Origin of the sequence: Nocardia sp. NPDC047038 (genome assembly GCF_040644075.1) — a bacterium.
Classification (GTDB): Bacteria; Actinomycetota; Actinomycetes; order Mycobacteriales; family Mycobacteriaceae; genus Nocardia; species Nocardia sichangensis.
This window is the reverse complement of sequence record NZ_JBEYVQ010000005.1, coordinates 65,519-88,681: the sequence shown is the minus strand read 5'-3', so window position 1 is coordinate 88,681 and position 23,163 is coordinate 65,519. Positions and strand designations below refer to the sequence as shown.

At 69.0% G+C, this 23,163-nt stretch carries 25 protein-coding genes; 11 read left to right on the top strand and 14 right to left on the bottom strand.

The window, feature by feature from the left end; all coding sequences use genetic code 11:
• Positions 1–235 precede the first annotated feature (235 nt).
• Positions 236–736: a hypothetical protein gene (locus tag ABZ824_RS19905; RefSeq protein ID WP_356964665.1), complete on the bottom strand. Its 501-nt coding sequence runs from the start codon at positions 734–736 to the stop codon at positions 236–238.
• A 94-nt stretch (positions 737–830) separates the two neighbouring features.
• On the opposite strand from ABZ824_RS19905, the gene ABZ824_RS19900 reads away from it, so the two are divergent.
• Positions 831–1,322, top strand: a complete 492-nt coding sequence (locus ABZ824_RS19900; RefSeq protein WP_356964664.1) for a helix-turn-helix domain-containing protein — start codon at positions 831–833, stop codon at positions 1,320–1,322.
• 113 nt (positions 1,323–1,435) lie between these two features.
• Here ABZ824_RS19900 and ABZ824_RS19895 read toward each other — a convergent pair whose 3' ends face one another.
• The 4 genes from ABZ824_RS19895 to sdhC are packed head-to-tail and all read right to left on the bottom strand — an operon-like array spanning position 1,436 to position 4,827.
• Positions 1,436–2,209 (bottom strand): succinate dehydrogenase iron-sulfur subunit, encoded by a 774-nt coding sequence (locus ABZ824_RS19895; RefSeq protein WP_355079083.1) that lies wholly within the window; start codon positions 2,207–2,209, stop codon positions 1,436–1,438.
• A complete protein-coding gene (sdhA, locus tag ABZ824_RS19890; protein WP_355079085.1) occupies positions 2,209–3,978 on the bottom strand; it encodes a succinate dehydrogenase flavoprotein subunit in 1,770 nt (589 codons plus the stop codon). The genes ABZ824_RS19895 and sdhA overlap by 1 nt, the downstream gene beginning before the upstream one ends.
• A 16-nt stretch (positions 3,979–3,994) precedes the next feature.
• Positions 3,995–4,426, bottom strand: a complete 432-nt coding sequence (locus ABZ824_RS19885; protein WP_039796191.1) for a succinate dehydrogenase hydrophobic membrane anchor subunit — start codon at positions 4,424–4,426, stop codon at positions 3,995–3,997.
• A 2-nt stretch (positions 4,427–4,428) separates the two neighbouring features.
• On the bottom strand, positions 4,429–4,827 hold the full coding sequence (sdhC, locus tag ABZ824_RS19880; protein WP_083863252.1) for a succinate dehydrogenase, cytochrome b556 subunit: 399 nt from the start codon (positions 4,825–4,827) through the stop codon (positions 4,429–4,431).
• Positions 4,828–5,103: 276 nt separating this feature from the next.
• Between sdhC and ABZ824_RS19875 the strand changes: the two genes are divergently transcribed.
• Both ABZ824_RS19875 and ABZ824_RS19870 read left to right on the top strand, forming a co-directional pair.
• Positions 5,104–5,505, top strand: a complete 402-nt coding sequence (locus tag ABZ824_RS19875; protein WP_356964662.1) for a cytidine deaminase — start codon at positions 5,104–5,106, stop codon at positions 5,503–5,505.
• Positions 5,506–5,624: 119 nt separating this feature from the next.
• On the top strand, positions 5,625–6,914 hold the full coding sequence (locus tag ABZ824_RS19870) for a thymidine phosphorylase (RefSeq protein WP_356964660.1): 1,290 nt from the start codon (positions 5,625–5,627) through the stop codon (positions 6,912–6,914).
• Positions 6,915–6,978: 64 nt separating this feature from the next.
• Here ABZ824_RS19870 and ABZ824_RS19865 read toward each other — a convergent pair whose 3' ends face one another.
• Positions 6,979–7,119 (bottom strand): hypothetical protein, encoded by a 141-nt coding sequence (locus ABZ824_RS19865; protein ID WP_356964659.1) that lies wholly within the window; start codon positions 7,117–7,119, stop codon positions 6,979–6,981.
• Between the two features lie 238 nt (positions 7,120–7,357).
• Between ABZ824_RS19865 and ABZ824_RS19860 the strand changes: the two genes are divergently transcribed.
• Positions 7,358–8,455 (top strand): adenosine deaminase, encoded by a 1,098-nt coding sequence (locus tag ABZ824_RS19860; RefSeq protein WP_356964657.1) that lies wholly within the window; start codon positions 7,358–7,360, stop codon positions 8,453–8,455.
• Between the two features lie 107 nt (positions 8,456–8,562).
• On the top strand, positions 8,563–9,219 hold the full coding sequence (locus ABZ824_RS19855) for a hypothetical protein (RefSeq protein WP_356964655.1): 657 nt from the start codon (positions 8,563–8,565) through the stop codon (positions 9,217–9,219).
• Here ABZ824_RS19855 and ABZ824_RS19850 read toward each other — a convergent pair whose 3' ends face one another.
• From ABZ824_RS19850 to ABZ824_RS19830, 5 genes are read right to left on the bottom strand one after another with little or no spacing between them, the layout of a single operon-like run.
• A complete protein-coding gene (locus ABZ824_RS19850; protein ID WP_355079098.1) occupies positions 9,220–10,479 on the bottom strand; it encodes a primosomal protein in 1,260 nt (419 codons plus the stop codon). It lies immediately after the preceding gene.
• A gap of 26 nt (positions 10,480–10,505) precedes the next feature.
• A complete protein-coding gene (locus ABZ824_RS19845; RefSeq protein ID WP_356964653.1) occupies positions 10,506–10,853 on the bottom strand; it encodes a YbaB/EbfC family nucleoid-associated protein in 348 nt (115 codons plus the stop codon).
• Entirely contained in the window at positions 10,850–11,191 is a 342-nt protein-coding gene (locus ABZ824_RS19840; protein ID WP_067803443.1) for a hypothetical protein, read from the bottom strand. The genes ABZ824_RS19845 and ABZ824_RS19840 overlap by 4 nt, the downstream gene beginning before the upstream one ends.
• Positions 11,188–12,300: a C40 family peptidase gene (locus ABZ824_RS19835; protein ID WP_355079102.1), complete on the bottom strand. Its 1,113-nt coding sequence runs from the start codon at positions 12,298–12,300 to the stop codon at positions 11,188–11,190. Before ABZ824_RS19835 ends, ABZ824_RS19840 begins: the two co-directional genes overlap by 4 nt.
• A 4-nt stretch (positions 12,301–12,304) precedes the next feature.
• On the bottom strand, positions 12,305–12,625 hold the full coding sequence (locus tag ABZ824_RS19830) for a hypothetical protein (protein WP_355079104.1): 321 nt from the start codon (positions 12,623–12,625) through the stop codon (positions 12,305–12,307).
• A 144-nt stretch (positions 12,626–12,769) separates the two neighbouring features.
• Here ABZ824_RS19830 and upp point away from each other — a divergent pair, with 144 nt between their 5' ends.
• A complete protein-coding gene (gene upp / locus ABZ824_RS19825) occupies positions 12,770–13,393 on the top strand; it encodes a uracil phosphoribosyltransferase (protein ID WP_355079106.1) in 624 nt (207 codons plus the stop codon).
• 11 nt (positions 13,394–13,404) lie between these two features.
• On the opposite strand, the gene ABZ824_RS19820 is transcribed toward upp, so the two are convergent.
• Positions 13,405–14,901: a phospho-sugar mutase gene (locus ABZ824_RS19820; protein ID WP_356964651.1), complete on the bottom strand. Its 1,497-nt coding sequence runs from the start codon at positions 14,899–14,901 to the stop codon at positions 13,405–13,407.
• Positions 14,902–15,681 (bottom strand): purine-nucleoside phosphorylase, encoded by a 780-nt coding sequence (locus ABZ824_RS19815; RefSeq protein WP_355079110.1) that lies wholly within the window; start codon positions 15,679–15,681, stop codon positions 14,902–14,904. It lies immediately after the preceding gene.
• 525 nt (positions 15,682–16,206) lie between these two features.
• Between ABZ824_RS19815 and ABZ824_RS19810 the strand changes: the two genes are divergently transcribed.
• The 3 genes from ABZ824_RS19810 (at position 16,207) to ABZ824_RS19800 (ending at position 19,525) form a co-directional block, all read left to right on the top strand.
• Positions 16,207–16,911, top strand: coding sequence for an enoyl-CoA hydratase-related protein (locus ABZ824_RS19810; RefSeq protein WP_356964650.1), 705 nt, complete (start codon positions 16,207–16,209; stop codon positions 16,909–16,911).
• A gap of 107 nt (positions 16,912–17,018) precedes the next feature.
• Positions 17,019–18,260 (top strand): M20 family metallopeptidase, encoded by a 1,242-nt coding sequence (locus tag ABZ824_RS19805; RefSeq protein WP_356964648.1) that lies wholly within the window; start codon positions 17,019–17,021, stop codon positions 18,258–18,260.
• A gap of 83 nt (positions 18,261–18,343) precedes the next feature.
• The gene (locus ABZ824_RS19800; RefSeq protein ID WP_356964885.1) at positions 18,344–19,525 is read left to right on the top strand and encodes a M20 family metallopeptidase; all 1,182 of its coding nucleotides are present in this window, start codon (positions 18,344–18,346) and stop codon (positions 19,523–19,525) included.
• Positions 19,526–19,747: 222 nt separating this feature from the next.
• On the opposite strand, the gene ABZ824_RS19795 is transcribed toward ABZ824_RS19800, so the two are convergent.
• Entirely contained in the window at positions 19,748–20,221 is a 474-nt protein-coding gene (locus ABZ824_RS19795) for a gamma-glutamylcyclotransferase (protein WP_195088143.1), read from the bottom strand.
• Between the two features lie 174 nt (positions 20,222–20,395).
• Between ABZ824_RS19795 and ABZ824_RS19790 the strand changes: the two genes are divergently transcribed.
• Positions 20,396–21,799 carry an NAD(P)H-quinone dehydrogenase gene (locus ABZ824_RS19790; RefSeq protein ID WP_355081358.1) on the top strand — a complete coding sequence of 468 codons (1,404 nt, stop codon included), beginning with the start codon at positions 20,396–20,398 and terminating at the stop codon, positions 21,797–21,799.
• A gap of 465 nt (positions 21,800–22,264) precedes the next feature.
• Positions 22,265–23,158, top strand: coding sequence for a hypothetical protein (locus tag ABZ824_RS19785; RefSeq protein WP_356964646.1), 894 nt, complete (start codon positions 22,265–22,267; stop codon positions 23,156–23,158).
• Positions 23,159–23,163 lie beyond the last annotated feature (5 nt).

Here is a 23,163-nt window from a genome sequence, read left to right as displayed (position 1 = left end):
CGCGAGCGGGCGGTGACAGTGTGGCGAGCGTGGCGGCCGGCCTGGACTCCGACAACGTCGACATCCGGCTGTGCGCGGTCCTGGCGCTCGCCGAACTACCGGCGACGAGACGACGGTGGCGCTCACGAGCGCGCTCGATGACCCGGACGCGACGGGACCCCCGCACCGACCCCCGCGAGTGGCACATGGCTGTGGCAAACGTCGAGTAGAGCTCTCGCTGGTGTGCCACTCGTCGTCATCGCGGAGCCCGATCGCGTTCGAGTCGGCTGGCTGTGATTCGTTCGGTGGCTAGTGCCGAGGCTTGGTCGAGGTTGCCGCTGGTCAATCGGGCCAGGATGTCCTTCAAGGTTTTGATTTCGCCGGAACCGCCCCAGTGTCCTTCGGGAATCTCGGTGGGGAAGACCCAGATGCGGCCGGGGTCGCGCGGCCACGCGCCGTCCTCGGCGTCGAGGATGGCCTCGGTGATCTCCCGGACGACACCGGCCCGTTGGATCGCGTCGAGTTGTCCCTCCGGTACGGACGGCACCACTTTGTACCGTGGGGCTTCCGCGGGCGCGCCGCCGACGAACACGGCGGCCGGCCGGTGCAGAAAGGCCCACGACACGGAGCGTGTGATCGGGTCCGACGGGTCGAAACCCTCATGCCGGATGAGGATTTCGGTGATTCGGTTCAGCAGTGCTGCTTCGCGCTCGGGAGTGAAGGTGCCCGCAGGGATGTAGACATCGAGCATGGGCATGCCGACCGCCTCCTAGGTTTAGTTATGAAACTCAGATGGCGGCACCGTATGACCCTGGATATAAAAAGTCAACTCAGATGGGTATCGTGGCCGCATGACGTCCGCACCGCGCATCGACCCCGTCAACTGCTCAGTGGCACGTGCGCTGTCGGTGATCGGAGAACGCTGGTCGCTACTGATCGTGCGGGAGGCGCTCGACGACGCGCGACGGTTCAGCGAGTTCCGCGACCGCTTGGGCATAGCCAGCAATCTGCTCTCGGCCCGGCTCGACAGCCTCGTCGAAGCCGACGTGCTGGAAAAAATTCCTTATCGGGAACCAGGGACTCGCCAGCGCTACGAGTACCGCCTCACCCAGCGCGGCTTGGATCTGCGACCGACCTTGATCGCCTTACTCGAATGGGGCGACAAATATCTGGCAGATCCGCAGGGCCCCTCGGTAGTGGTCCGCCACCAGACCGAAAGCGGCGAGGAATGCCAGAAGCCGGTCCGCGTCGTCCTCGAATGCGCCGGTGGCCACACCCATTTGCCACCCTCGACGATCCGCCGCACACCCGGACCTGGGGCGCATCTCGTGAACCCGGTCTGACCTCGGCTGAGGATGCCGGTGACCGCCGATGGAAGCAGTCCGCCTCACAAATGGCGAAGGCCGCCTCTATCGCATCGATGGAGGCGGCCGTCGGTTCGGCTGGGTCCGTGAAATCAGCGGGTGAACAGAAGCGCTCGCTTGACTTCCTGAATCGCCTTGGTGACCTCGATGCCGCGGGGGCAGGCGTCGGTGCAGTTGAAGGTGGTGCGGCAGCGCCAGACGCCTTCGACGTCGTTGAGGATGTCGAGGCGTTCGCGGGCGGCTTCGTCGCGGCTGTCGAAGATGAAGCGGTGGGCGTTCACGATCGCGGCCGGGCCGAAGTAGCTGCCGTCGCTCCAGTACACGGGGCAGGAGGTGGTGCAGCAGGCGCACAGGATGCACTTGGTGGTGTCGTCGAACCGGGCGCGGTCGGCCTGGCTCTGGATGCGTTCGCGGGTGGGCTCGTTTCCTGAGGTGATCAGGTAGGGCTTCACCGCGCGGAACGCGTCGAAGAACGGCTCCATGTTCACCACGAGGTCCTTCTCCACGGGCAGGCCGCGGATCGGCTCGACGGTGACGGTGATCGACTTGCCGTTCTTGGGCAGCATGTCCTTCATCAGCACCTTGCAGGCCAGCCGGTTGACGCCGTTGATCCGCATGGCGTCGGAACCGCAGACGCCGTGCGCGCAGGACCGGCGGAAGGTGAGCGTGCCGTCCAAGTAGGACTTGATGTAGATCAGCAGGTTCAGGAAGCGGTCGGTCGGCAGCGCGGGCACCTGGAAGGACTCCCAGTGCGCGCCCTTGTCGTCCTCCGGGTTGAACCGGGCCACCTTGACGGTGATCATCACGGAGCCCTCGGGGACCGGAGCGGGCGTCTGCGAAGAGGGTGCTTCGGCAACAGCAGTCATCAGTACTTACGCTCCATCGGCTCGTAACGGGTCTGCACCACCGGCTTGAAGTCCAGGCGGATGTCCGAAAGGAGCTCCGAGCCCTCCTTGTAGGCCATCGTGTGGCGCATGAAGTTCACGTCGTCGCGGTCCGGGTAGTCCTCGCGGGCGTGGCCGCCGCGCGATTCCTTCCGGTTGAGCGCGCCGACCACGGTGACCTCGGCCAGCTCGAGCAGGAAGCCGAGTTCGACGGCCTCGAGCAGGTCGCTGTTGTAGCGCTTGCCCTTGTCCTGCACGGTGATCCGCGCGTAACGCTCCTTGAGCGCGTGGATGTCGGTGAGCGCCTGCTTGAGCGTGTCCTCGGTGCGGAACACCGAGGCGTTGTTGTCCATCGACCGCTGCAGCTCGGTGCGGATGTCGGCGACCCGCTCGTCGCCGTGCTCGCTCAGCAGCTGGGTCAGCCAGTCCTGCACCATCTGCGCCGGGTTCTCCGGCAGCTCGACGAACTCGCTGCGCTGCGCGTGCTCCGCGGCGGCGATGCCGGCGCGGCGGCCGAACACGTTGATGTCCAGCAGCGAGTTGGTGCCCAGACGGTTGGCGCCGTGCACCGAGACGCACGCGCACTCGCCCGCGGCGTAGAGGCCGGGGACGACGTCGCTGTTGTTGCGCAGCACCTCGCCGCGGATGCGGGTCGGGATGCCGCCCATCACGTAGTGACAGGTCGGGAACACCGGCACCAGTTCCTTCACCGGGTCCACACCCAGGTAGGTACGGGAGAACTCGGTGATGTCGGGCAGCTTCTCCTCGAGCACGTCCTCGCCGAGGTGGGTCACGTCGATGTAGACGTAGTCCTTGTTCGGTCCCGCGCCGCGACCCTCCAGCACCTCGAGCACCATCGAGCGGGCGACGATGTCACGCGGCGCGAGGTCCTTGATGGTGGGGGCGTAGCGCTCCATGAACCGCTCGCCGTCGGCGTTGCGCAGGATGCCGCCCTCGCCGCGGACGGCCTCGGAGATCAGGATGCCGAGTCCGGCCAGGCCCGTCGGGTGGAACTGGTGGAACTCCATGTCCTCCAGCGGCAGGCCCTTGCGGAACACGATCGCCATGCCGTCGCCGGTCAGGGTGTGCGCGTTCGAGGTGGTCTTGTACATCCGGCCCGAACCGCCGGTGGCGAACACGATCGACTTGGCGTGGAAGACGTGGATGTCGCCGGTGGCCAGCTCGTAGGCGACCACGCCGGTCGCGACCGGGCCGCGATCGGTGTCGGTGAGCACCAGGTCCAGCACGTAGAACTCGTTGAAGAACTCCACGTCGTGCTTGACGCAGTTCTGGTACAGCGTCTGCAGGATCATGTGGCCGGTGCGGTCGGCGGCGTAGCACGCGCGGCGAACCGGGGCCTTGCCGTGATCGCGAGTGTGCCCGCCGAAGCGCCGCTGGTCGATCTTGCCCTCGGGCGTCCGGTTGAACGGCAGGCCCATCTTCTCGAGGTCGAGCACCGCGTCGATGGCCTCTTTGGCCATGATCTCCGCGGCGTCCTGGTCGACCAGGTAGTCACCACCCTTGACGGTGTCGAAGGTGTGCCATTCCCAGTTGTCCTCTTCGACGTTGGCCAGCGCGGCGCACATGCCGCCCTGGGCCGCGCCGGTGTGGCTGCGGGTCGGGTACAGCTTGGTCAGCACCGCCGTCCGAGCACGCGGGCCGGCCTCGATCGCGGCGCGCATGCCCGCGCCGCCCGCGCCGACGATGACGACGTCGTAGCGGTGCTCCTGGACAGGACGAGATTCACTCATGCGAGGGGGCCTGTTCCTAACTGATGTTGGGGTCGAAGGTGAAGATGACGTAGGTGCCCACGCCCATGATCAGGATCATCGAGACGGCCAGCAGGGTCTTGAGCCAGAATCGGGTCGAGTCCTTGCGGGAGTAGTCGTCGATGACCGTGCGCAGGCCGTTGCCGCCGTGCAGCTGCGCCAGCCACAGCATGGTCAGGTCCCAGAACTGCCAGAACGGGCTGGACCAGCGGCCTGCGACGAAGGCGAAGTTGAGTCGCTTCACGCCGCCGTCGAGCAGCAGCATGATCGCCATGTGGCCGAGCACCAGCACGATCAGCAGCAGGCCGGAGAAACGCATGAACAGCCAGGCGTACTTCTCGAAGTTGTTGTTCGAGCGCGCGCGCGGCGAACGCGGCAGGTCCAGGCTGGCCGGACGGTCGTAAGACTTTCCGATGACAGGTGCGCTCATTTTCAGTGCTCCGTGAACAGGTAGAAGAACTGGCGCCCGATCGCGGGAACGGCCAGCAGGAACCAGATCGCGAGAATGATCCAGAGCATCAGGCGCTGGTACTTCGGGCCCTTGGACCAGAAGTCCACCAGGATCACGCGGACGCCGTTGAGCGCGTGGAACAGGACGACGACGACCAGGCCCATCTCCATCAACGCCACGATGGGCGTCTTGTAGGTCTCGATCGCTTCGTTGTAGGTGTCCGGGCTCACGCGCACCAGGGCGGTGTCCAGCACGTGGACGAAGAGGAAGAAGAAGATGGTGACGCCGGTGATCCGGTGCAGCGCCCACGACCACATTCCGGGGTCGCCTCGGTACAGCGTCTTCCGCTTCGGCTGGGCCGGAGCTTCAATCGTGGTCATAGAGTGCGGTGCCTCCAACGTCGTTGATGGACCCGGTTTCAGATCCGACGCCGACGGCGTGGCGGGCGAATGCCCAGGTGGCTGTACTCCGGCCCGTCGCAGGGAACCTGAACCGATCTGTTCTGGACTCTAATCCTCCAGCAATCCCGGAACTAATTCGGCGTACCGTGCGTTGCGCGACACCAGATCGGGTTAGGCTTACCTTTCTTGATGGGTGCGGGGTTCCGTCGTGGTCCTTGCGCGGCCGTGATCGGCTCGGTCCCGAAGGGGTTCTCTGTGTCGGAAATCGACTGGAAATTATTGCGCGACAACGCTTTTCAAGTCATGCACAACGCCTATGCGCCGTACTCGCGGTTTCCGGTCGGCGCCGCGGCTCTCAGTGTCGATGGCCGAACAGTGAGCGGTTGCAATGTGGAAAATGTCTCATACGGTTTGGGCCTGTGTGCCGAATGTGTACTCATCGGTAACTTGATTTCGGGGGGTGGGGGGCGTCTTCGGGCCATCTCCGTCACCGATTCTCGCGGCGAAATCCTGATGCCCTGCGGGCGCTGCCGCCAACTGCTCCACGAGCACGGTGGAGGCGATCTCTTGGTGGATCACAAGGCCGGGCCGGTGCCGTTGCGCACACTGTTGCCGGATGCGTTCGGCCCGGACGACCTGGACGCCGGGCAGGTGTAGGCCGGATCCGTGAATCGGCGGACGACCTCGACTCGGCGCGCACAGCCGAGGCGGCGCGCGCGGTTCCGTCCCATCGGCGAGAACCCGGGTGTGCGTCGGCCCATGCCAAACTGTCGACCGTGACGGCACTGGACGCGGTTTCGATCATCACGACCAAGCGCGACGGGGGTGAGCTGTCGGACGCGCAGATCGACTGGGTGGTCGACGGCTTCACCCGCGGCGCGGTGGCCGACGAGCAGATGTCGGCGCTGGCCATGGCGATCGTCTGGCGCGGGATGACGCGGCGCGAGACGGCGCGGTGGACCGCCGCGATGATCGCGTCCGGGCGGCGCATGGACCTCACCGGTCTGCCGCGCCCGACCGTGGACAAGCACTCGACCGGCGGCGTGGGTGACAAGATCACGCTGCCGCTGGCGCCGCTGGTCGCGGCGTGCGGCGCGGCGGTGCCGCAGTTGTCCGGGCGCGGTCTCGGTCACACCGGCGGCACCCTGGACAAGCTGGAATCCATCCCCGGCTGGCAGGCGGACGTGCCCGCGTCGCGAATGCGAGATCTCCTGACCGATCCGGCCATCGGCGCGGTGATCTGCGCGGCAGGCGCCGACCTCGCGCCCGCGGACCGACGGCTCTACGCCTTGCGCGACGTCACCGGCACGGTCGAATCGATCCCGCTGATCGCCAGCTCCATCATGAGCAAGAAGATCGCCGAGGGCACCGCGGCGCTGTTGCTGGACGTCAAGGTCGGCTCCGGCGCGTTCCTGAAGACCCTCGCCGGGGCGCGCGAGCTGGCGACCGCGATGGTCGAACTCGGCGACGACGCGGGTGTGCGGACGGTCGCGTTGCTCACCGCCATGGACACCCCGCTCGGCCGCACCGCGGGCAATGCCATGGAAGTCGCCGAATCGGTGGAGGTGCTCGCGGGCGGCGGTCCCGCCGACGTCGTCGAGCTGACCATCGCCTTGGCACGCGAGATGGTCGCGCTGGCCGGGCTGGACACCGACCCCGCGGACGCGCTGGCCGACGGCAGGGCGATGGATCACTGGCGGACGATGATTCGCGCCCAAGGCGGCGACCCGGACGCGAAGCTGCCCACCGCGAAACACACCGAGACCGTGCGCTGCGACGCCGACGGCGTCCTGACCAGGCTCGATGCGCTGGGTGTCGGCATCGCCGCCTGGCGTCTGGGGGCGGGCCGGGCGCGTCAGGGCGATCCTGTTCAGTTCGGCGCGGGCGTCGAAATGCACGCCAAGCCGGGCGATGCCGTGACAGCGGGACAGCCGCTGCTCACTCTGCACACCGATACTCCCGAGGCGTTCCCCGGCGCTATGGAAGCTCTGCGCGACGCCGTCACCATCGGAACCGATGCCGCGCCCATTCCGGGCCAGCTGGTTCTCGATCGGATCACGTCCTGAGCTGTCCGCGGTGTCCCTCGGGCCTGACCAATGGGCGGTCGAGGGGTCGTTCCGTCTCCTGGGCTCAGGGTCGCACCTCGGCGGGAATGTCGATGCTCGTCTCGGCGCCCACACCGGTCCAGCGGCTCACCTGCTTGCTCCACACGTCCTGTCCCGGCCGGGCCTCCGCCGTACTCGACCGTTCGGCCGCTGTGAGGGTGAGCATCACCATGCTCCCGATCCGGAATCAGCGCACATACGCGCTTGCTCCATGGTCCCTGCGTCGGTGGCCGGTCCGAGGGGCTGCGGTACTCCGGCCTGTCGTGGGCCGCACACGTGACGCGCGGGTGACGCAGAACCGGTCGGTGTCCGGTTGTGGACCGGGCAGCATCCGGCGGGCAACGAGATGGTTGTTACGGCCGAAGTCGGCTGCCGTTTCGGCCCGCTGCGGCTACCGTCGATACATGACTGGACCGATGCCTCTGACCCTCGCCTCGATCCGCCAAGCGCCCAAAGCGCTGCTGCACGACCACCTCGACGGTGGCCTGCGGCCCGCGACGGTGCTCGACCTCGCCGCCCAGTGCGGCTACGAGGATCTACCCGCCGACGACGAGGCGTCGCTGGCGGCCTGGTTCCGCGACGCGGCCGACAGCGGATCGCTGGAACGGTACCTGGAGACCTTCGCGCACACCGTCGCCGTGATGCAGACCCCCGAGGGCCTGCGCCGGGTCGCCCGCGAATGCGCCGAGGACCTCGCCGCCGACGGCGTGGTGTACGCGGAGGTGCGTTTCGCCCCCGAACAACACTTGGAGCGCGGTCTCACGCTGGACGAGGTGGTCGAGCACACGCTGACCGGGTTCCGCGAAGGCGAGGCGGCCGCCGCCGAGGACGGGCACCCGATCGTGATGACCTGTCTGCTCACGGCGATGCGGCACGCCGCGCGCTCGCGGGAGATCGCGGAGCTGGCGGTGCGCTTCCGCGATCGCGGAGTGGGCGGTTTCGACATCGCCGGCGCGGAGGCCGGTTACCCGCCGAGCAGGCACCTGGACGCGTTCGAATACATGCGCGCCAACAGCGCGCACTTCACCATCCACGCGGGCGAGGCCTTCGGTCTGCCGTCCATCCACGAGGCGCTCGCGTTCTGCGGCTGCGACCGGCTCGGCCACGGCGTGCGGATCACCGACGACATCACCGTGCCCGGCGCGGTCGAGGACGCACAGCTCGGGCTGGTCGCCAACTATGTCCGCGACCTGCGCATCCCGCTGGAGCTGTGTCCGTCGTCGAACGTGCAGACCGGCGCGGTGCCCTCGCTGGACAAGCACCCCTTCGACCTGCTGGCCCGCCTGCGTTTCCGCGTCACGGTCAACACCGACAACCGGCTGATGAGCGACACCAGCATGAGCCAGGAGATGCTCAAGCTGGTCGAGACGTTCGGCTACGGCTGGAGCGACCTGGAACGGTTCACCATCAACGCCATGAAGTCGGCGTTCATCCCGTTTCCCGAGCGGTTGCGGATCATCGACGACATCATCAAGCCCGGATACGCGGTCCTCATCGGGTAGCGCTGTTCATAGGACGGATTGCGGGCGCGCACGAGGGTAGGCGGCGCCGGATCACCGCGCGGCAGCGAGGTTCCACAGTCGGCAACCGGTTCGCTAGCGTGGCGACTATGGCGACTTTGCGCATCCCCCGCCGGTTCAACGGACCGCCCGACTCCGGCAACGGTGGCTACGTGGCCGGTCTGCTCGCCGACCGGCGCCCCGAGCAGGCCGTCACCGTGGTACTGCGGAGTCCGCCGCCCTTGGAGACGCCGCTCGACGTGCGGGACGAACGGCTCTATGACGGGGACAGGCTGATCGCCGAGTCGAAGGGCGGCGAACTCGAACGCGACGCACCGCGTCATGTCGCGTTCGACGACGCGGTGGAGGCGACACGCAGCTACACGAGCATCGAGATGTTCGCTTCCTGCTTCGTCTGTGGTAGCTGCCGGGCGGACGGTCTGCGCATCGAACCCGGCAGGCTCGATGAGAACCGAGTCGCCGCGCCGTGGGTGCCCGACGCCACCGTGCCGCTGGGGCCGCCGCTGCTGTGGGCCGCGATGGACTGCCCTGGCGGCTGGTCGCTGCCCGGCATGCTCGAACGTCCCGCGCTGCTCGGCTCGATGACCGCCACGGTGCACGGCATCCCGCACGTCGACGAGCGCTGCGTCGTGGTGGGCGAGTTCCACGGCGAGCAGGGCCGCAAATGCTTCGCCTCGACCGCGGTCTACAGCGCCGACGGACGCCTGCTCGGGCAGGCCGAGCAGGTGTGGATCCGCTTGACCTGATTACTGCTTGTCGAGCCGGGACTCCAGGTTGCGTTCCAGTTCCCGCCAGGCCTGGGACTCGGCGGCGAACGGCGGGTTGGGCGCCAGCCGGGTGGGGTCCGGGTTCAGCAGGTAGGAGACATACCAGCCCAGCGGGGTGGACTGGGCCAGGGCTTGTTCCACCGTGTCGTCGTCGGCGTAGTCGGCGGCGTCGGTGAACAGTTCGACCGCCAGGTCCAGCTGCTCGATGTCGACCGCCTCCGGGCCTTCGGCCAGGTCCTCGGCCAAGCCGGGCAGCACGTAGACGTTCTCGTCGGTGACCTCGACCTCCAGCGAGCCGTCCACCGCCGCGGTCTGCACATCGGCGAAGGTGCTCACGCGGGACAGATCGTGCTCGTGGTCGTCGGCGAGGTAGCGGGCCAGCGCCCGTTCGGAGGAGAACACGGTGATCGAGCCCTTGGAGCCGAGGAAGATCGGCTCGTCGTCGAGGTAACAGCGCAGCGTGAAGACACTGCCCTCGGACGTGATGATCTTGACCGGGTCGATGCCGACCTCGTGCCAGAACGATTCGTCCTCGTCTTCCTCGTCCTCGTCGTCTTCCTCTTCGTCGAGGTCGACGGGCTCGAACTCCTCGTCCTCGTCGCTGTCGGCCGCGTCGTCGGCGTCGACCACGTTCTCCTCGGCGGCCAGCAGTTCGGCCTCGGCGACCGCGACCGCCTCGGCGTCGACCTCGGGCGTCCGCACCACGGAGTCGATGGCGTCCAGAACGTCGTCCCAGCCCTTGGCGATGGCCGCGCCGATCTGGTCCCACAGCTCCTCGCCGTCGCGACCGACGAACGCGCTCACGCCGCCGGGCAGCGCGCCGAGCACCGGATGCGAGCCGAAGAACTTCGTCACCGTCTCCAGTTCGCACACCTCGCCGATGTTGCGGACCATGCCGAGCGTGTCCTCCAGCTCGGCGACGGTGTCGACGTCGGGCTCGCCCGCCGCCAGCTCCGGCACCGCGACCAGGTCGAAGGAGAAGTTCTCCTCCGGCTCCAGTTCGACCGCCGACAGACCCGCGATGACCTTCCAGGCCGGATGGTCCACCAGGTCGTTGTCGGCGTTGGTGCGGATGAATGCGGCCAGCTCCGCCACGGACTCGAAACCGTAGAGGGCGTCCTCGTGACCGAGGAACGCCTCCCACTCGTCGTCACCGTCTCGCCAGCGCGGTGCCCACAAGGTGACGAGATCGCCGTCGGTCAGGCCGAGCTCGATCGGGACGATGTCTCCAGAAGCCATGTGCGGAAGCCTATCGACCTTCCGCGTCAGGCACTATCCGGCCCGCCCCCATTCGTCCCCGCGGGCGGCTCCGCCGCGGGGACGAACGACTCGTTCAGTGTCGCAACGACCTTGGACCGCTGTGCGCCCGCGTCCTCGGCGGCCTGTCTGCACGCCCAGACGATCAACTGTCCGACCTCCGCGGGCGGCAGCGAGGTGACCGCTTCCGCCAAGGTCAGGCCGACCAGCGCGCCATCGCTGTTCACCTCGACGCTCACCGCGCCGTCCTCCGAGGTGAACCGCCCTCGTACCTGCTTCAGTCCGTACAGCGCGGCTTCCAGCGCCTCCAGTTTCTGGGTGGCCGACGTGACCAGGGCGTCCATTTCCGCACTCATACCGGCCTCATCCAGCTCGTCGGTCCCGTGTCCGCGTCGTCGATCCGGTCCAGCTCGTCCACCGCCTGCTGGCGGGTGGGCAGGCCGAGCCGGTCGAGGATGTCCGAGGGCATGCCCGCCTCGGCGAGCAGTTCGCGCCGCCGCGCCCGCGCCGCGATGGCGGAACGCTGGGTGAGCCGCAGGATCTCGTTCGCGAGCGACTGTGCGCCGTAGCGGTATTCGCTGCGCTCGAACTTGATCTCCACCGGCATGCCCTGGTCGGTGGCGCGCACCGAGATGGTGCCCGACCGGTTGCTGCTGGCCGCGACCGTGACATTCGGGACTTGGGGTCGGGTCATGCCGTCGGCCTGTAGAAGCCGTGGAAGTCCATGCCTGAGTTCTCCGTTCGAATCGAGCTGATCTGGACCGGGTCACCCGCCTCGACGAACTGCCCGTTGCCGATCACCATGGCCACGTGGCCGTCCCAGATCGCGAGGTCGCCTGGCATCAGGTCACCGGCCGACACCGGTGTGGCCCCGTTGCCCTGGTCGGCCGCGAGCCGGGGCAGGTCGACGCCCGCCTCGCCGTAGGCGTATTTGGTGAGCCCGCTGCAGTCCAATCCGGCGCCCGGGCTGTTGCCGCCCCAGACGTAGGGCGTGCCGACGGCGCCGATCGCCGACCGGACCGCTGTGGCGGCCTGTTCGTTGGGGGCCTCCACGACGCTGCCGTCGGGCAGCGTGATCTTCACGCCCTTGCCGTCGTCGGGCGCCCCCGACGAACCGGTGTCCGGCCGGGGCGTACCCGACGACGTGCCGGGCGTGCCACTGGAACTGCGCGAGGACAGCGACTGCAGCGGTGTGGCCATCACGGTGCTCAGTAACGAACCCGCACCGTTGAGCACGCCGGACGCGGCGGACGCTGCCTGCTGCACGCCGGCGGCGGGCACACCGGCGAGCGACGTGGTGGGCGGCGGCGGGGTCAGGTCGTTCATCGACGCGGTGTGCGTCTGCAATTCGTTCTGCACCCGACCGACGACGTTGAGCGCCTGGTTGAGGTGGTCGATCGCCGAGCCGACGAGCACCGTCAGACCCTCCGGCGTCGCCAGGACCGGACCCATGCTCGCCGCGGTGTTCACGAACGACTGCGCGATGTCGGTGAGTTCCTTCTGACCTGTCTCGACCTCGCCCGCGGCCTGGTTCACGACCGTGGCCATGTCGTTGCCGCGATCGGAGATGGTGGCGGCGGTGGTCTGCACGCGCAGCGCTTTCGCGGTGGCCGCGTCGGCGGCGCGGCCGTCCCACGCGGCGTTCATCTCGTTGATGCTGTCGCGGCCCATCTGATGGATCTGGTCGACCACGGTCGAGGTGCTGCGCAGCGCGTCGGTGGGACCGCCCGCGGGCAGCACACCGCTGCCGAAGCTGGCGAGCAGGTCCAGGATCGGCTGGGCCAGTGCGTTGACATCGATCACGCGCTCACTCCAGCTCGGTGGCCGCGCTCCGCAGCGCTCCGGCGTGGGCGGCGTCGGTTTCGGTGAGGACGGCCGCGGACCCGGTGGCCGCGCCGCCCATGCTGGTCAGCACCGCCGACAGCTGCCCGATCGAGGCCACGTGCCCGGCGTGCGCCGCGGCGTAGGCCGCCATGAAGTCACCGCCGATCAACCCCATGATCGGGCCGAGCAACGCGGGCTCGGCCGCCGCCGCGCTCACCCCCGCCGCCGCCATCTCACCGGCCATGACGTGCGCGGTCGCACCGTAGGCCGCGATGCCTTCGGTGTCCGCCGACATCTTTCGCATCAGAGCTTCCCCCATCTGTTGTTCCCAGGCAGAGTACGTCATCCACTTGGTTCGACGCGCGCTGTTCCGTTTCGGTTCCGCCGCTTCGGAAAAAAGTCCGGTGGCGTCCGGCGGGGCGTCCGCGACCGACCTTATCGTTCCCTCATGCGCACCCACACCGTGGACCATCCACTCGTCGCCGCCCTGATCACCACCATGCGGGACGAGCGAACACCGAATCCGGCTTTCCGTGCCGCACTGCGTGATCTGACCGGAATCCTGATCTACGAGGCGCTGCGCGACGCGGAGGTGGAGCGCTTCGAGATCGTCACCCCGGTCGCTCCCACCGAAGGCGTCCGGCTGGCCCACCCGCCGCTGCTGGTCCCGGTGCTGCGCGCCGGACTCGGCATGGTCGACGCGGCCGCCGAGCTGATCCCGGACGCCAGAATCGGATTCGTCGGTCTCGCCCGCGACGAGGACACGCACCTGCCGGTGCCCTACATGGAATCACTGCCCGCGGATCTGGCCGGGCTGCCGGTCTTCGTGCTCGATCCGATGCTGGCCACGGGCGGCTCGATGCGGCACACCCTGGAGCTGCTCGCGGCACGCGGCGCCACCGACATCACCGCGGTGTGCGTCGTCGCTGCTCCGGAAGGCATTGCGACACTGGCTGATTCGGGCCTGCCGGTGCGGCTGGTCACCGCCGTCGTCGACGCGGGCCTGAACGAGAACGCCTATATCGTGCCCGGTCTCGGCGACGCGGGCGACAGGCAATTCGGCCCGCGCTGAACCTCTGCGGGTCAGAATTTCCGGCAGAAGTCGCGCAGCGCCGAGAGGCGTTCGCGTGCGGCGGCTCGCGCGGCCGGAAGATCGGCGCGCGAGCCGACCGGTTCGACCACCTCCAGATAGCACTTGAGCTTCGGCTCGGTGCCGGAAGGGCGCACGACCACGCGGGACGAAACACCCTGGAAGATCAGCGCGTCGGTGCGCATCCGGCCACGTACGCGGAGCTGATCGGTGTACTCCACCGGCTCGCCCGCGATCTCGTGCGGCGGATCCGTCCGCAACCGCTCGACCGCGGCGGCGGCCGCCGCGGCCGAGGCGAGTCGCAACGACACCTGATCGCCCGCGTGCAGGCCGAATTCCACCGCGTAGTCGTCGAGTTCGTCGTTCAGGTCGCGGCCCGCGGCCTTCAACCGGGCCACCAGGTCGGCGGCCAGCACGGCCGCGGAGATGCCGTCCTTGTCCCGGACCGCCGCCGGGTCGACGCAGTGGCCGATCGCCTCCTCGTAGGCGTACACCAAGCCGTCGCCCGCCCGAGCCAGCCATTTGAATCCCGTGAGCGTTTCCGCGTAGCGGCCGCCGCGCGCGGGCGCCAGCTTCGACAGCAGCCGCGAGGACACGATGGTCGTCGCCACCAGCGCATCATCCGGGGCGGTGCGCAGCACGCAGTCGCCGAGGAGCACGCCGGTCTCGTCGCCGCGCAGCATCCGCCAGCCACCGTCCGGCCGCGGGACGCCGACCGCGCACCGGTCGGCGTCCGGGTCGAGCGCGATCGCCACGTCGGCGCCGACTCGTGCCGCCGTCGCGAGCAGCAGATCGGTCGCGCCGGGTTCCTCCGGGTTCGGGAACGCGACGGTGGGGAAGTCGGGGTCCGGCCGGAACTGGTCATCGACCACATGGACATCGGGAAAACCCGCCGCGCGGAGCGCTTCGACAGCGAGTTCGCCGCCGACGCCGTGCAGCGGAGTGAGCGCGATCCGGATTCCGGCGCGCGCGCCGGATCCGCCGATCCGGGCGGGCAGTCCGGCGACGCGGTGGAGATAACGCCGCACGAGGTCGTCGTCGGCGGGAGTGACCGGCACGCGGTCGATCGGCTCGGCGACCGCCTCGATGCAGCGCTCGATCTCGGCGTCGGCCGGGGCGATCAACTGCGACCCGCCGTCGAGGTAGACCTTGTAGCCGTTGTCGGTGGCCGGATTGTGCGAGGCGGTGATCTGCACGCCCGCGACCGCGCCCAACTCACGCACCGCGTACGCGACCACCGGCGTGGGCAGCGGACGCGGCAGCAGCGTCACCGGGAAGCCCGCGGCGGCGAAGATCTCCGCGGTCGCCGCGGCGAACTCGGCGGAACCATGCCTGGCGTCGCGGCCGACGACCACCGCGCCGCCCCCGAGGCAGCGATCACGCAACCACGCCACGAGGCCGGCGGTCGCCCGGCTCACCGTGGTGACATTCATGCCGTCGGGGCCGTCGCGCAGCGGCCCGCGCAGGCCTGCCGTGCCGAAGCGCAGCATCTACACCCGTTCCAGCACGCCGCGCAGCAGTTTGCCGAGGCGGGGCGCGGCGGCGTGGCCTTCGGCGAGCACCTCGGCATGGGACAGATGCGCGCCCGTGACCCCCGCGGCCAAGTTGGTGACCAGCGAGATGCCCAGCAGCCGCGCACCGAGCGCGCGGCAGGCGATGGCCTCGAGCACCGTGGACATGCCGACCAGATCAGCGCCGATGGTGCGCAACATCCTGATCTCGGCGGGCGTCTCGTACTGCGGCCCGGTGAGCCCCGCGTAGACGCCCTCGGCCAGGCTCGGGTCGATCTCCCTGGCCAGCGCCCGCAACTCCGGATCCCAGGCGTCGACCAGGTCGACGAACGTCGCGCCTGCCAGCGGCGTGCGGCCGGTCAAGTTCAGATGGTCGCTGATCAGCACCGGCTCACCCACCCGGAGACCCGAGCGGATACCGCCCGCGGCGTTGGTCAGCACAATGATCTCCGCGCCCGCGGCCACGGCCGCCGACACCGGGTGCACCACATCGGCGGGCTGATACCCCTCGTAGAGATGCTGGCGGCCCATCAACAGCAGCACCGCGTTGTCGTCCACCTGGACGGAATGGATCATGCCGACATGGCCCTGCGCGGTCGGCTTCCCGAAACCGGGCAGCTCCGGCATCGACACCGACGCCCGCGGCGCCCCGATCTCCGCTGCCGCGTCCTGCCAGCCGGACCCCAGCACCACCGCGACCCGGTGGCGTGACACTCCCGTACGTTCGGCGATCGCCTCGGCGGCCTGTTCGGCAAGCATGATCGTCACGATAGTGGATATCCAGCGCCTGCGGCGCTGGGTGTACGCGGCCCTCTTATGGCTCGCGTGTGCGCGACCGCCGCTTGCTCCTTCGTCGCGGACGCGGCGGCTGCGCAAACGCGAGCCGGGCCGTGACGGCGGATGCTCGGTCTCGTTTCGCTCGAAAGACGTGGTCGGGGTGCGCTGGGCGCGTCGGTTGCAAAGCTCGCTACCCCGCATGCGTTCTGCAGTGGGCTGGCCGGCTGTCGGCTCGGCCCGCTTACCGCAAACGTGAGCGGGGCTGGGTTGTTCCAATGACTGCGGCGCTTGGTTTCCGCGAGCCGGGCCGCGAAGAGCGCCTGCTCGGGGTTGCCTCGGTCTGCGCGAGTGGAGGCCACGCGGTGGGGTGGGACGGTTGTCCGACGGACTGCTCGCTTGCCCGAAGGTCGGTCGGGGGGATACCTGCGAGGGGTCGATCGTCGCGGTCGGCAGTCGACTGCTACCCGTGAGTAGGGGATCGGGCGGTGGCCCGTTACGCTGCACCGCATGCCGTATCTGGAACGCCAAGGGGAAGTGTTCGTCGTCTACCTCGGGTCCGAGGGCGAGACGGACAACGAGAACCGTTTCCACCCGGATTGGATCGACGCGTTCCACGGGCTGCTGGACGAGGTCGAGAGTTCCGTTGGGCCCGCCGCGCTGGTGACGACGGCGACCGGGAAGTTCTTCAGCAACGGTCTGGACACCGATTGGCTGTTCGGCAACCTGGACAAGATGCACGGCTACCTCGACCGCGTGCACTCGCTCTACACCCGCCTGCTCGCATTCCCGCTGCCGACCGTCGCCGCGATCAACGGCCATGCCTTCGGCGCGGGCGCCATGCTGGCCACCTCACACGATTTCCGGGTGATGCGCGCCGATCGCGGCTTCTACTGCCTGCCCGAGGTGCACCTGGGCATGCCGTTCACCATCGGGATGAACGCCCTGCTCACCGAGCGGCTGAGCAACCAGGTCTGCGTGCAGGCGATGACCACCGGCCACCGCTACCCGGCCGACGAGGCGATCGCAGCGGGCATTGTGGACGGCAAGGCCGAAGCCGACGAGCTGCTCGCGACCGCCGTCCAGCGGGCGGCGTCGCTGGCCGGCAACCGCAGGCCCAACCTGTCGGTGATCAAGCGCGCCCTACACGCAAAAGCACTGGCCGGCCTCGCGGTACCGACCACTCCGGAAAATTTGGCCTTCGCCACGAACTGACCCGCCTTCACGGACAGCCCAGGTCCGCGCACACGCGAGCCACAAAGGGGCCGCGAACACGCCGCGCGAAAGCGCGGCAAATCGAACACAGTGCGAGACTGTGTTGCATGCCACCATCGCGCAGCGGGCGCCAGGAAGCGCAGCACGACGGCAACGCAGTCTGCGAGGTCGACGCCACCGCTCGCGGTGACGCCGCGATCCGCGCCGCGTCCGCCGAGCTGATCGCGCTCTCGCACGCGATTCACGACGAACCGGAGCTGGCGTTCGAGGAGACCCGCAGCGTCGCCAAGACGATCGCGCCGCTGGCCGAGCGCGGTTTCGAGATCGAGCTGGGCGTGGCCGAGCTGCCCACGGCCTTCCGCGCGCGCTACGGCAGCGGCGCGCTGACCGTCGGCATCTGCGCCGAATACGACGCGCTGCCCGAGATCGGCCACGCCTGCGGACACAACGTCATCGCCGCCTCCGCGGTGGGCGCGGCGCTCGGTCTCGCCGAGGTCGCGGACGAACTGGATCTCACCGTGCTGGTGTTCGGCACACCGGCCGAGGAGAGCGGCGGCGGCAAGGTGCTCATGCTGGAACGCGGCGTGTTCGACGACGTCGCGATGGCGATGATGGTGCATCCGGGTCCGCTCGACATCGTCGGCGCCCGCTCGCTGGCTCTGGCCGATGTGTCGGTGGTTTTCCACGGGCGCGAGGCGCACGCAAGCGCGGCGCCGGAGCAGGGACGCAACGCGGGCGACGCGGTCACCGTCGCGCAGGTGGCCCTTGGGTTGCTGCGGCAACATCTCCTGCCCGGCCAGCAACTGCACGGTATAGTCGGCGACGGTGGCGTAGCTCCCAACATCGTGCCCGGACGTGCGGAACTGCTGTATTACCTACGCGCAGTCGACTCCGCATCCCTCGACGATCTGATGCGACGAGCGTCGGCTTGCTTCGAGGCGGGCGCCCTCGCGACCGGCTGCACCCACGAAATCCGGACGCTCGCGCCGACGTATACCGAGCTGACCCCGGATCCGGACTTGTTGCTCGTCTATCGCGAGCAGCTCACCGGATTGGGACGCGTGCCGCTCGCTCCGGAGTTCGAGGCGCAGCGGCCGCTGGGCAGCACCGATATGGGAAACGTCACCAATGTCATTCCGGGCATTCACCCGGTCATCGGCATTGATGCCGGTGGTGCGGTGACACATCAGCCAGGCTTCGCCGCGGCCAGCGTCAACGCCTCGGCGGATCGTGCGGTCCTCGACGGTGCGCTCGCGCTCACGCGTACCGCAATCACCGTCGCCCGCGATGACATCCATAGAGACAGGTTGTTGCAACGGCTAGTTCAACGACAGGAGGACATTCGGTGAGCACAACCGGCCGTTCTGCGGCGCCGGCGACGGGCCCGGCAGCGGGCATCCGTGTGGCCACGGAGGGCCCCGGCAGCTCCGCAGTGTCGGAAACCGGGGGATCAGGGCGGGAAGCGGTGGAGTCGTGGCTGGCCGATCACACGGTCGACCTCGTCCAGTGGCGCAGGCACATCCACGCCAACCCGGAACTGTCCCGTACCGAGTTCGGCACCACCGAGTTCGTCTCGGCGTGGCTGACCAAGGCGGGATTGACGCCGCAGGTGCTGCCCGGCGGCACCGGCCTGATCTGTGACCTCGGACCGGACGGACCGCGGGTCGGCCTGCGCGCCGACATGGACGCGCTGCCGCTGCAGGAGTTCACCGGACTGCCCTTCGCGTCGACGGTCCCCGGCGTGTCGCACGCGTGCGGCCACGACGCGCACACCACCATCCTGCTCGGCACGGCGCTGGCGCTGGCCGAGGTGCCGGAGCTGCCGGTCGGCGTGCGGCTGGTCTTCCAGCCCGCCGAGGAGGTCATGCCGGGAGGCGCGATCGACGTGGTCGCCGCCGGCGCGATGGCCGGGGTGGAGCGAATCTTCGCGTTGCACTGCGATCCGCGCTTGGAGGTCGGCCGGATCGGCATCCGCGTCGGCGCGATCACCTCCGCCGCCGACACCATCGAGCTGGTGCTCGACTCGCCGGGCGGCCATACCTCGCGTCCGCACCTGACCAGCGACTTGGTCTACGCCATCGGCTCGGTCATCACGGGCCTGCCCGGCCTGCTCAGCCGCCGTATCGACCCGCGCACCAGCACCGTGATGGTGTGGGGCGCGGTGAGCGCGGGGAAGGCGCCGAACGCCATTCCGCAGACCGGCATGCTCACCGGCACCATCCGCACCGGAGACCACGCGACCTGGTCGTTGCTGGAGCCGATGGTGCGGGAGATCGTCGACGGCCTGCTCGCCCCGACCGGCGTGCGCTACCAGCTGAACTACCGGCGCGGCGTGCCGCCCGTGGTCAACGACGAGCACTCCACCCGCATCTTCGAGGACGCCATTCGCGCACTCGGCCCCGACGCGCTGGCCGACACTCCGCAGTCCGGCGGCGGCGAGGACTTCTCCTGGTATCTGGAGGAGGTGCCGGGCGCGATGGCGCGCCTGGGCGTCTGGTCCGGCGAGGGGGAGCAGCTGGATCTGCACCAGCCGACCTTCGACATCGACGAGCGGGCGCTCGCGGTCGGCGTCCGGGTGCTGAGCAACCTCGCGCTCGGCGCGAGCTCTGTCTGACCTCCAGCGCCTTCGGCGCTGGGTGTTCGCGGCCTTTTTGTGGCTCGCGTCCGAGTGGGCGAGACTCGCGCGTGCGGCGCATGCGCTTCGCCCCCTCGGACGCGAGCCGGGCCGCGAACGATGCTCGATGGCCTCGCACTCGACGAGGCCGTGAGCGTGACAGTGGTCCGGCCCGACCGAGAGGGTACGGCCACACCGCAGGCGTTGCGGCGTGACGCGCGGTCAGCCGAAGTTGCCAGGGCCGACGTTGCGGCTGTTGCGGGTGCGTAGAGCGTGCACGTAATCCTCTGGCGCACCGGCCTTTTCGGCGGCATCGGCGATCACGCCCAGGTAGCGGGCGGACGGCAGGCCGCCCTCATAGGCATCCAGCACGTATAGCCAGGCCAGCGTGGGGTCGCCACCGTCGCCGTTGCGGGTCACGCGAAGGCGGATCTTCTTGTGGATGCCGAAGTCCGAGCCCTCCCAGCGGTCCAGCCGCTGCTCGTCCTCCGGGGACACGTCGTAGAGCACGACGAACACCCGGGAACCGGGATCCTCGACGACCGTCGCGAGAGGCCCTTCCCAGCCGATATCGTCACCGGCGAAGGTCAGCCGCCAGCCCTCCAACCAGCCCGTCCCGGACATGGGGGAGTGCGGACAGCGCTCGAGCATCTGCGTCGAGTCCATGTTGGACCCATAGGCGGCATAGATCGGCACCAGCAAAGGGTAGCCAATAACCTTCGCAGACCGCGTTCGATTGCCGCACCTGCGGCGCGCCGCCCGGCGGGGAACTGTTGCGCACCGGTAACGCGGTCGATCGTGCGAGGTGGTTGCCGGATAACGTTTACCCCGTGCCGGAGATCCCGGCGCGAAGCACGAGCGGAGGTATCAATGACCCGCATCGCGATCATCGGTGGCGGACCGGCCGGCTATGAGGCGGCCCTGGTAGCCGCCCAGCACGGAGCGTCGGTGACGCTGGTCGATTCCGACGGCATCGGCGGAGCGTGCGTGCTGTGGGACTGCGTTCCCTCCAAGACTTTCATCGCCTCGACCGGCGTGCGCACCGACCTGCGCCGTGCTCGCGATCTGGGCATCACCCTCGACCCGGCCCAGGCGCACGTGCAGCTGTCCGAGGTGAACGCGCGCGTCAAGGCGCTGGCGCTGGCGCAGTCCTCCGATATCCGCTCGAAACTGCAGACCGTCGGGGTGACCGTGCTGGCCGGATACGGCGAGCTGATCGATCCGGGCAGCGGCGTGGCCGCGCACCGCGTGCTGGCCAAGCTGGCCGACGGCGCGCAGCAGATCATCGAGGCCGAGGTCGTGCTGATCGCGACCGGCGCGAGCCCGCGGGTGCTGCCGGGCGCGGAACCGGACGGCGAGCGGATCCTCAACTGGCGGCAGCTCTACGACCTCGAAGAGCTGCCGGAGACCCTGGTGGTCGTCGGTTCCGGCGTGACGGGTGCGGAGTTCGTCTCCGCCTACACCGAGATGGGCGTGCGGGTGAAGCTGGTCTCCAGCCGCGACCGCGTGCTGCCCGGCGAGGACGCCGACGCGGCGCTCGTGCTGGAGGACGCGCTCGCCGAGCGCGGCGTCGAACTGGTCAAGCACGCACGCGCCGACGCCGTCGAGCGCACCGCCGACGGCATCGTGGTCAAGCTTTCCGACGGGCGCACCGTGTCCGGCTCGCACGCGCTGATGACCGTCGGCTCGACACCGAACACCACGGGCCTCGGGCTGGAGAAAGTCGGCATCGAACTCGACCGCGGCGGCTATCTGCGGGTGGACCGCGTGTCGCGCACGTCGGTGCCGGGCGTCTACGCCGCTGGGGACTGCACCGGCCTGCTGCCGCTGGCCTCGGTTGCCGCGATGCAGGGACGCATCGCGATGTACCACGCGCTCGGGGAAGGCGTCAGCCCGGTCCGTCTGAAGACCGTTGCCTCCGCGGTGTTCACCCGGCCGGAGATCGCGACCGTCGGCGTCAGCCAGACCGCGATCGACAACGGTGAGGTGCCCGCGCGCACGGTGATGCTGCCGCTGAACACGAATCCGCGCGCCAAGATGTCCGGGCTGCGCCGCGGTTTCGTCAAGATCTTCTGCCGCCCCGCGACCGGCGTGGTGATCGGCGGTGTCGTCGTCGCGCCGATCGCCTCGGAACTGATCCTGCCGATCGCCCTTGCGGTGCAGAACAACCTGACGGTCAACGACTTGGCCCAGACCTTCTCGGTGTACCCGTCGCTCACCGGTTCGGTGACCGAGGCGGCGCGTTTGCTGATGCGACACGACGACCTGGACTGAGCTCGGTTCGGCGCATCCGGTGCCGTGTCCGATCCCGGACATCAGGCCCGGTTAGCTCGGTGCGGGCGCGGGACGCGGGCGCTCTTGCCACCCTTGGCTATTCGCTGCGTTGCCCAATATGCGCACATGTGGTTCACTCTCGGCAGAGATGCGATCGAAGGACGGTCGCGGAGTTCGGTGTGGGGGGATGGGTCCTTTCCAAATCGGCACGACCGAACGGCCCGGGTCGTTCGACGGTCAGGCGTCTCACCCAGGGACAACTGAATGCGGCCTGCCGGGCCGCACCCGGGAAGGGAATTGCGAAAAGTGAAACATCGTAAGCCGAGTCGGGCGCAGCGAGCGATGGCGAGCACCTCGTTGCCACTGGCCACAGCGGCTGCCGTGGCCACTCTCTTCGCTGCGCCGGCGGGGGCGGCTCCCAACGATCCGACCACTCCGCCGACGCCTGCTCCGACGCAGCCGGGCGTGAACGAGTCGCCGAGCACCCCGGAAACCACTGCGCCGGAGCCGGGCAAGCCGGAATCCAAGCAGGATCCGCAGAAGCCGGAGAGCAAGCCCACGCCGAGCCAGCCAGGCGTCACCACCCCGGAGTCGGATCATGCCGCGCCGGACCAGAAAGACCCGAAGCTGGCCAAGCCGACCCAGCCGGGCGTGACCCCGCCGCGCGTCGCGCCGCTGCCGGTTCCCGGTCAGCAGAAGCCGAGCGAGCCGCTGCCCGCGGTCGTGCCGGATCAGGCCGCGCCGCAGCCGGGCCAGCAGCAGGCCGCGCCGCAGCCCGGTCAGCAGGTCACTCCGCAGCTGGGTACGCAGAGCGACAACGACAACGCCCAGGCGCGGCAGCCGGAGAGCTCCACGCTGGTGCAGCCGCAGGCGCAGCCGCGCTGGCAGGCCCCGCGTATGGAGGCGGCCCCGGCGGCGCCGGTCGTGGAGATGACCGGCCCGCACGCGGAGATCGGCGCCAACATCGACGGCGGCACCGTCCTGCCGGGTCACGTGGCCAACACCCACCACTTCAGCAACGAGGCCGGTTACGTCGGCACCATCGGCTACCGCACGCCGACCGGCTCGGGTGAAGCGGGCGTCTCGGTGGAGTTCGTCGACAAGAACACGGTCAAGCTGACCACCTACACCGGTGGCGAGGGCCTGGCCGCGAACAACACCACCACGGTGTTCGACACCACCCAGCTGAACCAGGCCAAGGCCGCGGTGGAGGACTGGATCCGGGAGCAGCCGGGCGGATCGGCCGCCCTGGATGCCGCCGCACAGGTTAAGCTTCCGCTTCAGCCGGGCGATTTCGCTCCGCAGACCGCCGACGTGGGTGGTGTCACCACCCAGTGGGGTGGTTCACTCCAGTACTGACACGT

Coding starts and splice junctions, on each gene's coding strand:
- ABZ824_RS19905 (WP_356964665.1), bottom strand. CDS start 736: ATGCCCATGCTCGATGTCTACATCCCTGCGGGCACCTTCACTCCCGAG.
- ABZ824_RS19900 (WP_356964664.1), top strand. CDS start 831: ATGACGTCCGCACCGCGCATCGACCCCGTCAACTGCTCAGTGGCACGT.
- ABZ824_RS19895 (WP_355079083.1), bottom strand. CDS start 2,209: ATGACTGCTGTTGCCGAAGCACCCTCTTCGCAGACGCCCGCTCCGGTC.
- sdhA (WP_355079085.1), bottom strand. CDS start 3,978: ATGAGTGAATCTCGTCCTGTCCAGGAGCACCGCTACGACGTCGTCATC.
- ABZ824_RS19885 (WP_039796191.1), bottom strand. CDS start 4,426: ATGAGCGCACCTGTCATCGGAAAGTCTTACGACCGTCCGGCCAGCCTG.
- sdhC (WP_083863252.1), bottom strand. CDS start 4,827: ATGACCACGATTGAAGCTCCGGCCCAGCCGAAGCGGAAGACGCTGTAC.
- ABZ824_RS19865 (WP_356964659.1), bottom strand. CDS start 7,119: ATGCTCACCCTCACAGCGGCCGAACGGTCGAGTACGGCGGAGGCCCGG.
- ABZ824_RS19860 (WP_356964657.1), top strand. CDS start 7,358: ATGACTGGACCGATGCCTCTGACCCTCGCCTCGATCCGCCAAGCGCCC.
- ABZ824_RS19855 (WP_356964655.1), top strand. CDS start 8,563: ATGGCGACTTTGCGCATCCCCCGCCGGTTCAACGGACCGCCCGACTCC.
- ABZ824_RS19850 (WP_355079098.1), bottom strand. CDS start 10,479: ATGGCTTCTGGAGACATCGTCCCGATCGAGCTCGGCCTGACCGACGGC.
- ABZ824_RS19845 (WP_356964653.1), bottom strand. CDS start 10,853: ATGAGTGCGGAAATGGACGCCCTGGTCACGTCGGCCACCCAGAAACTG.
- ABZ824_RS19840 (WP_067803443.1), bottom strand. CDS start 11,191: ATGACCCGACCCCAAGTCCCGAATGTCACGGTCGCGGCCAGCAGCAAC.
- ABZ824_RS19830 (WP_355079104.1), bottom strand. CDS start 12,625: ATGCGAAAGATGTCGGCGGACACCGAAGGCATCGCGGCCTACGGTGCG.
- upp (WP_355079106.1), top strand. CDS start 12,770: ATGCGCACCCACACCGTGGACCATCCACTCGTCGCCGCCCTGATCACC.
- ABZ824_RS19820 (WP_356964651.1), bottom strand. CDS start 14,901: ATGCTGCGCTTCGGCACGGCAGGCCTGCGCGGGCCGCTGCGCGACGGC.
- ABZ824_RS19815 (WP_355079110.1), bottom strand. CDS start 15,681: ATGCTTGCCGAACAGGCCGCCGAGGCGATCGCCGAACGTACGGGAGTG.
- ABZ824_RS19810 (WP_356964650.1), top strand. CDS start 16,207: ATGCCGTATCTGGAACGCCAAGGGGAAGTGTTCGTCGTCTACCTCGGG.
- ABZ824_RS19805 (WP_356964648.1), top strand. CDS start 17,019: ATGCCACCATCGCGCAGCGGGCGCCAGGAAGCGCAGCACGACGGCAAC.
- ABZ824_RS19790 (WP_355081358.1), top strand. CDS start 20,396: ATGACCCGCATCGCGATCATCGGTGGCGGACCGGCCGGCTATGAGGCG.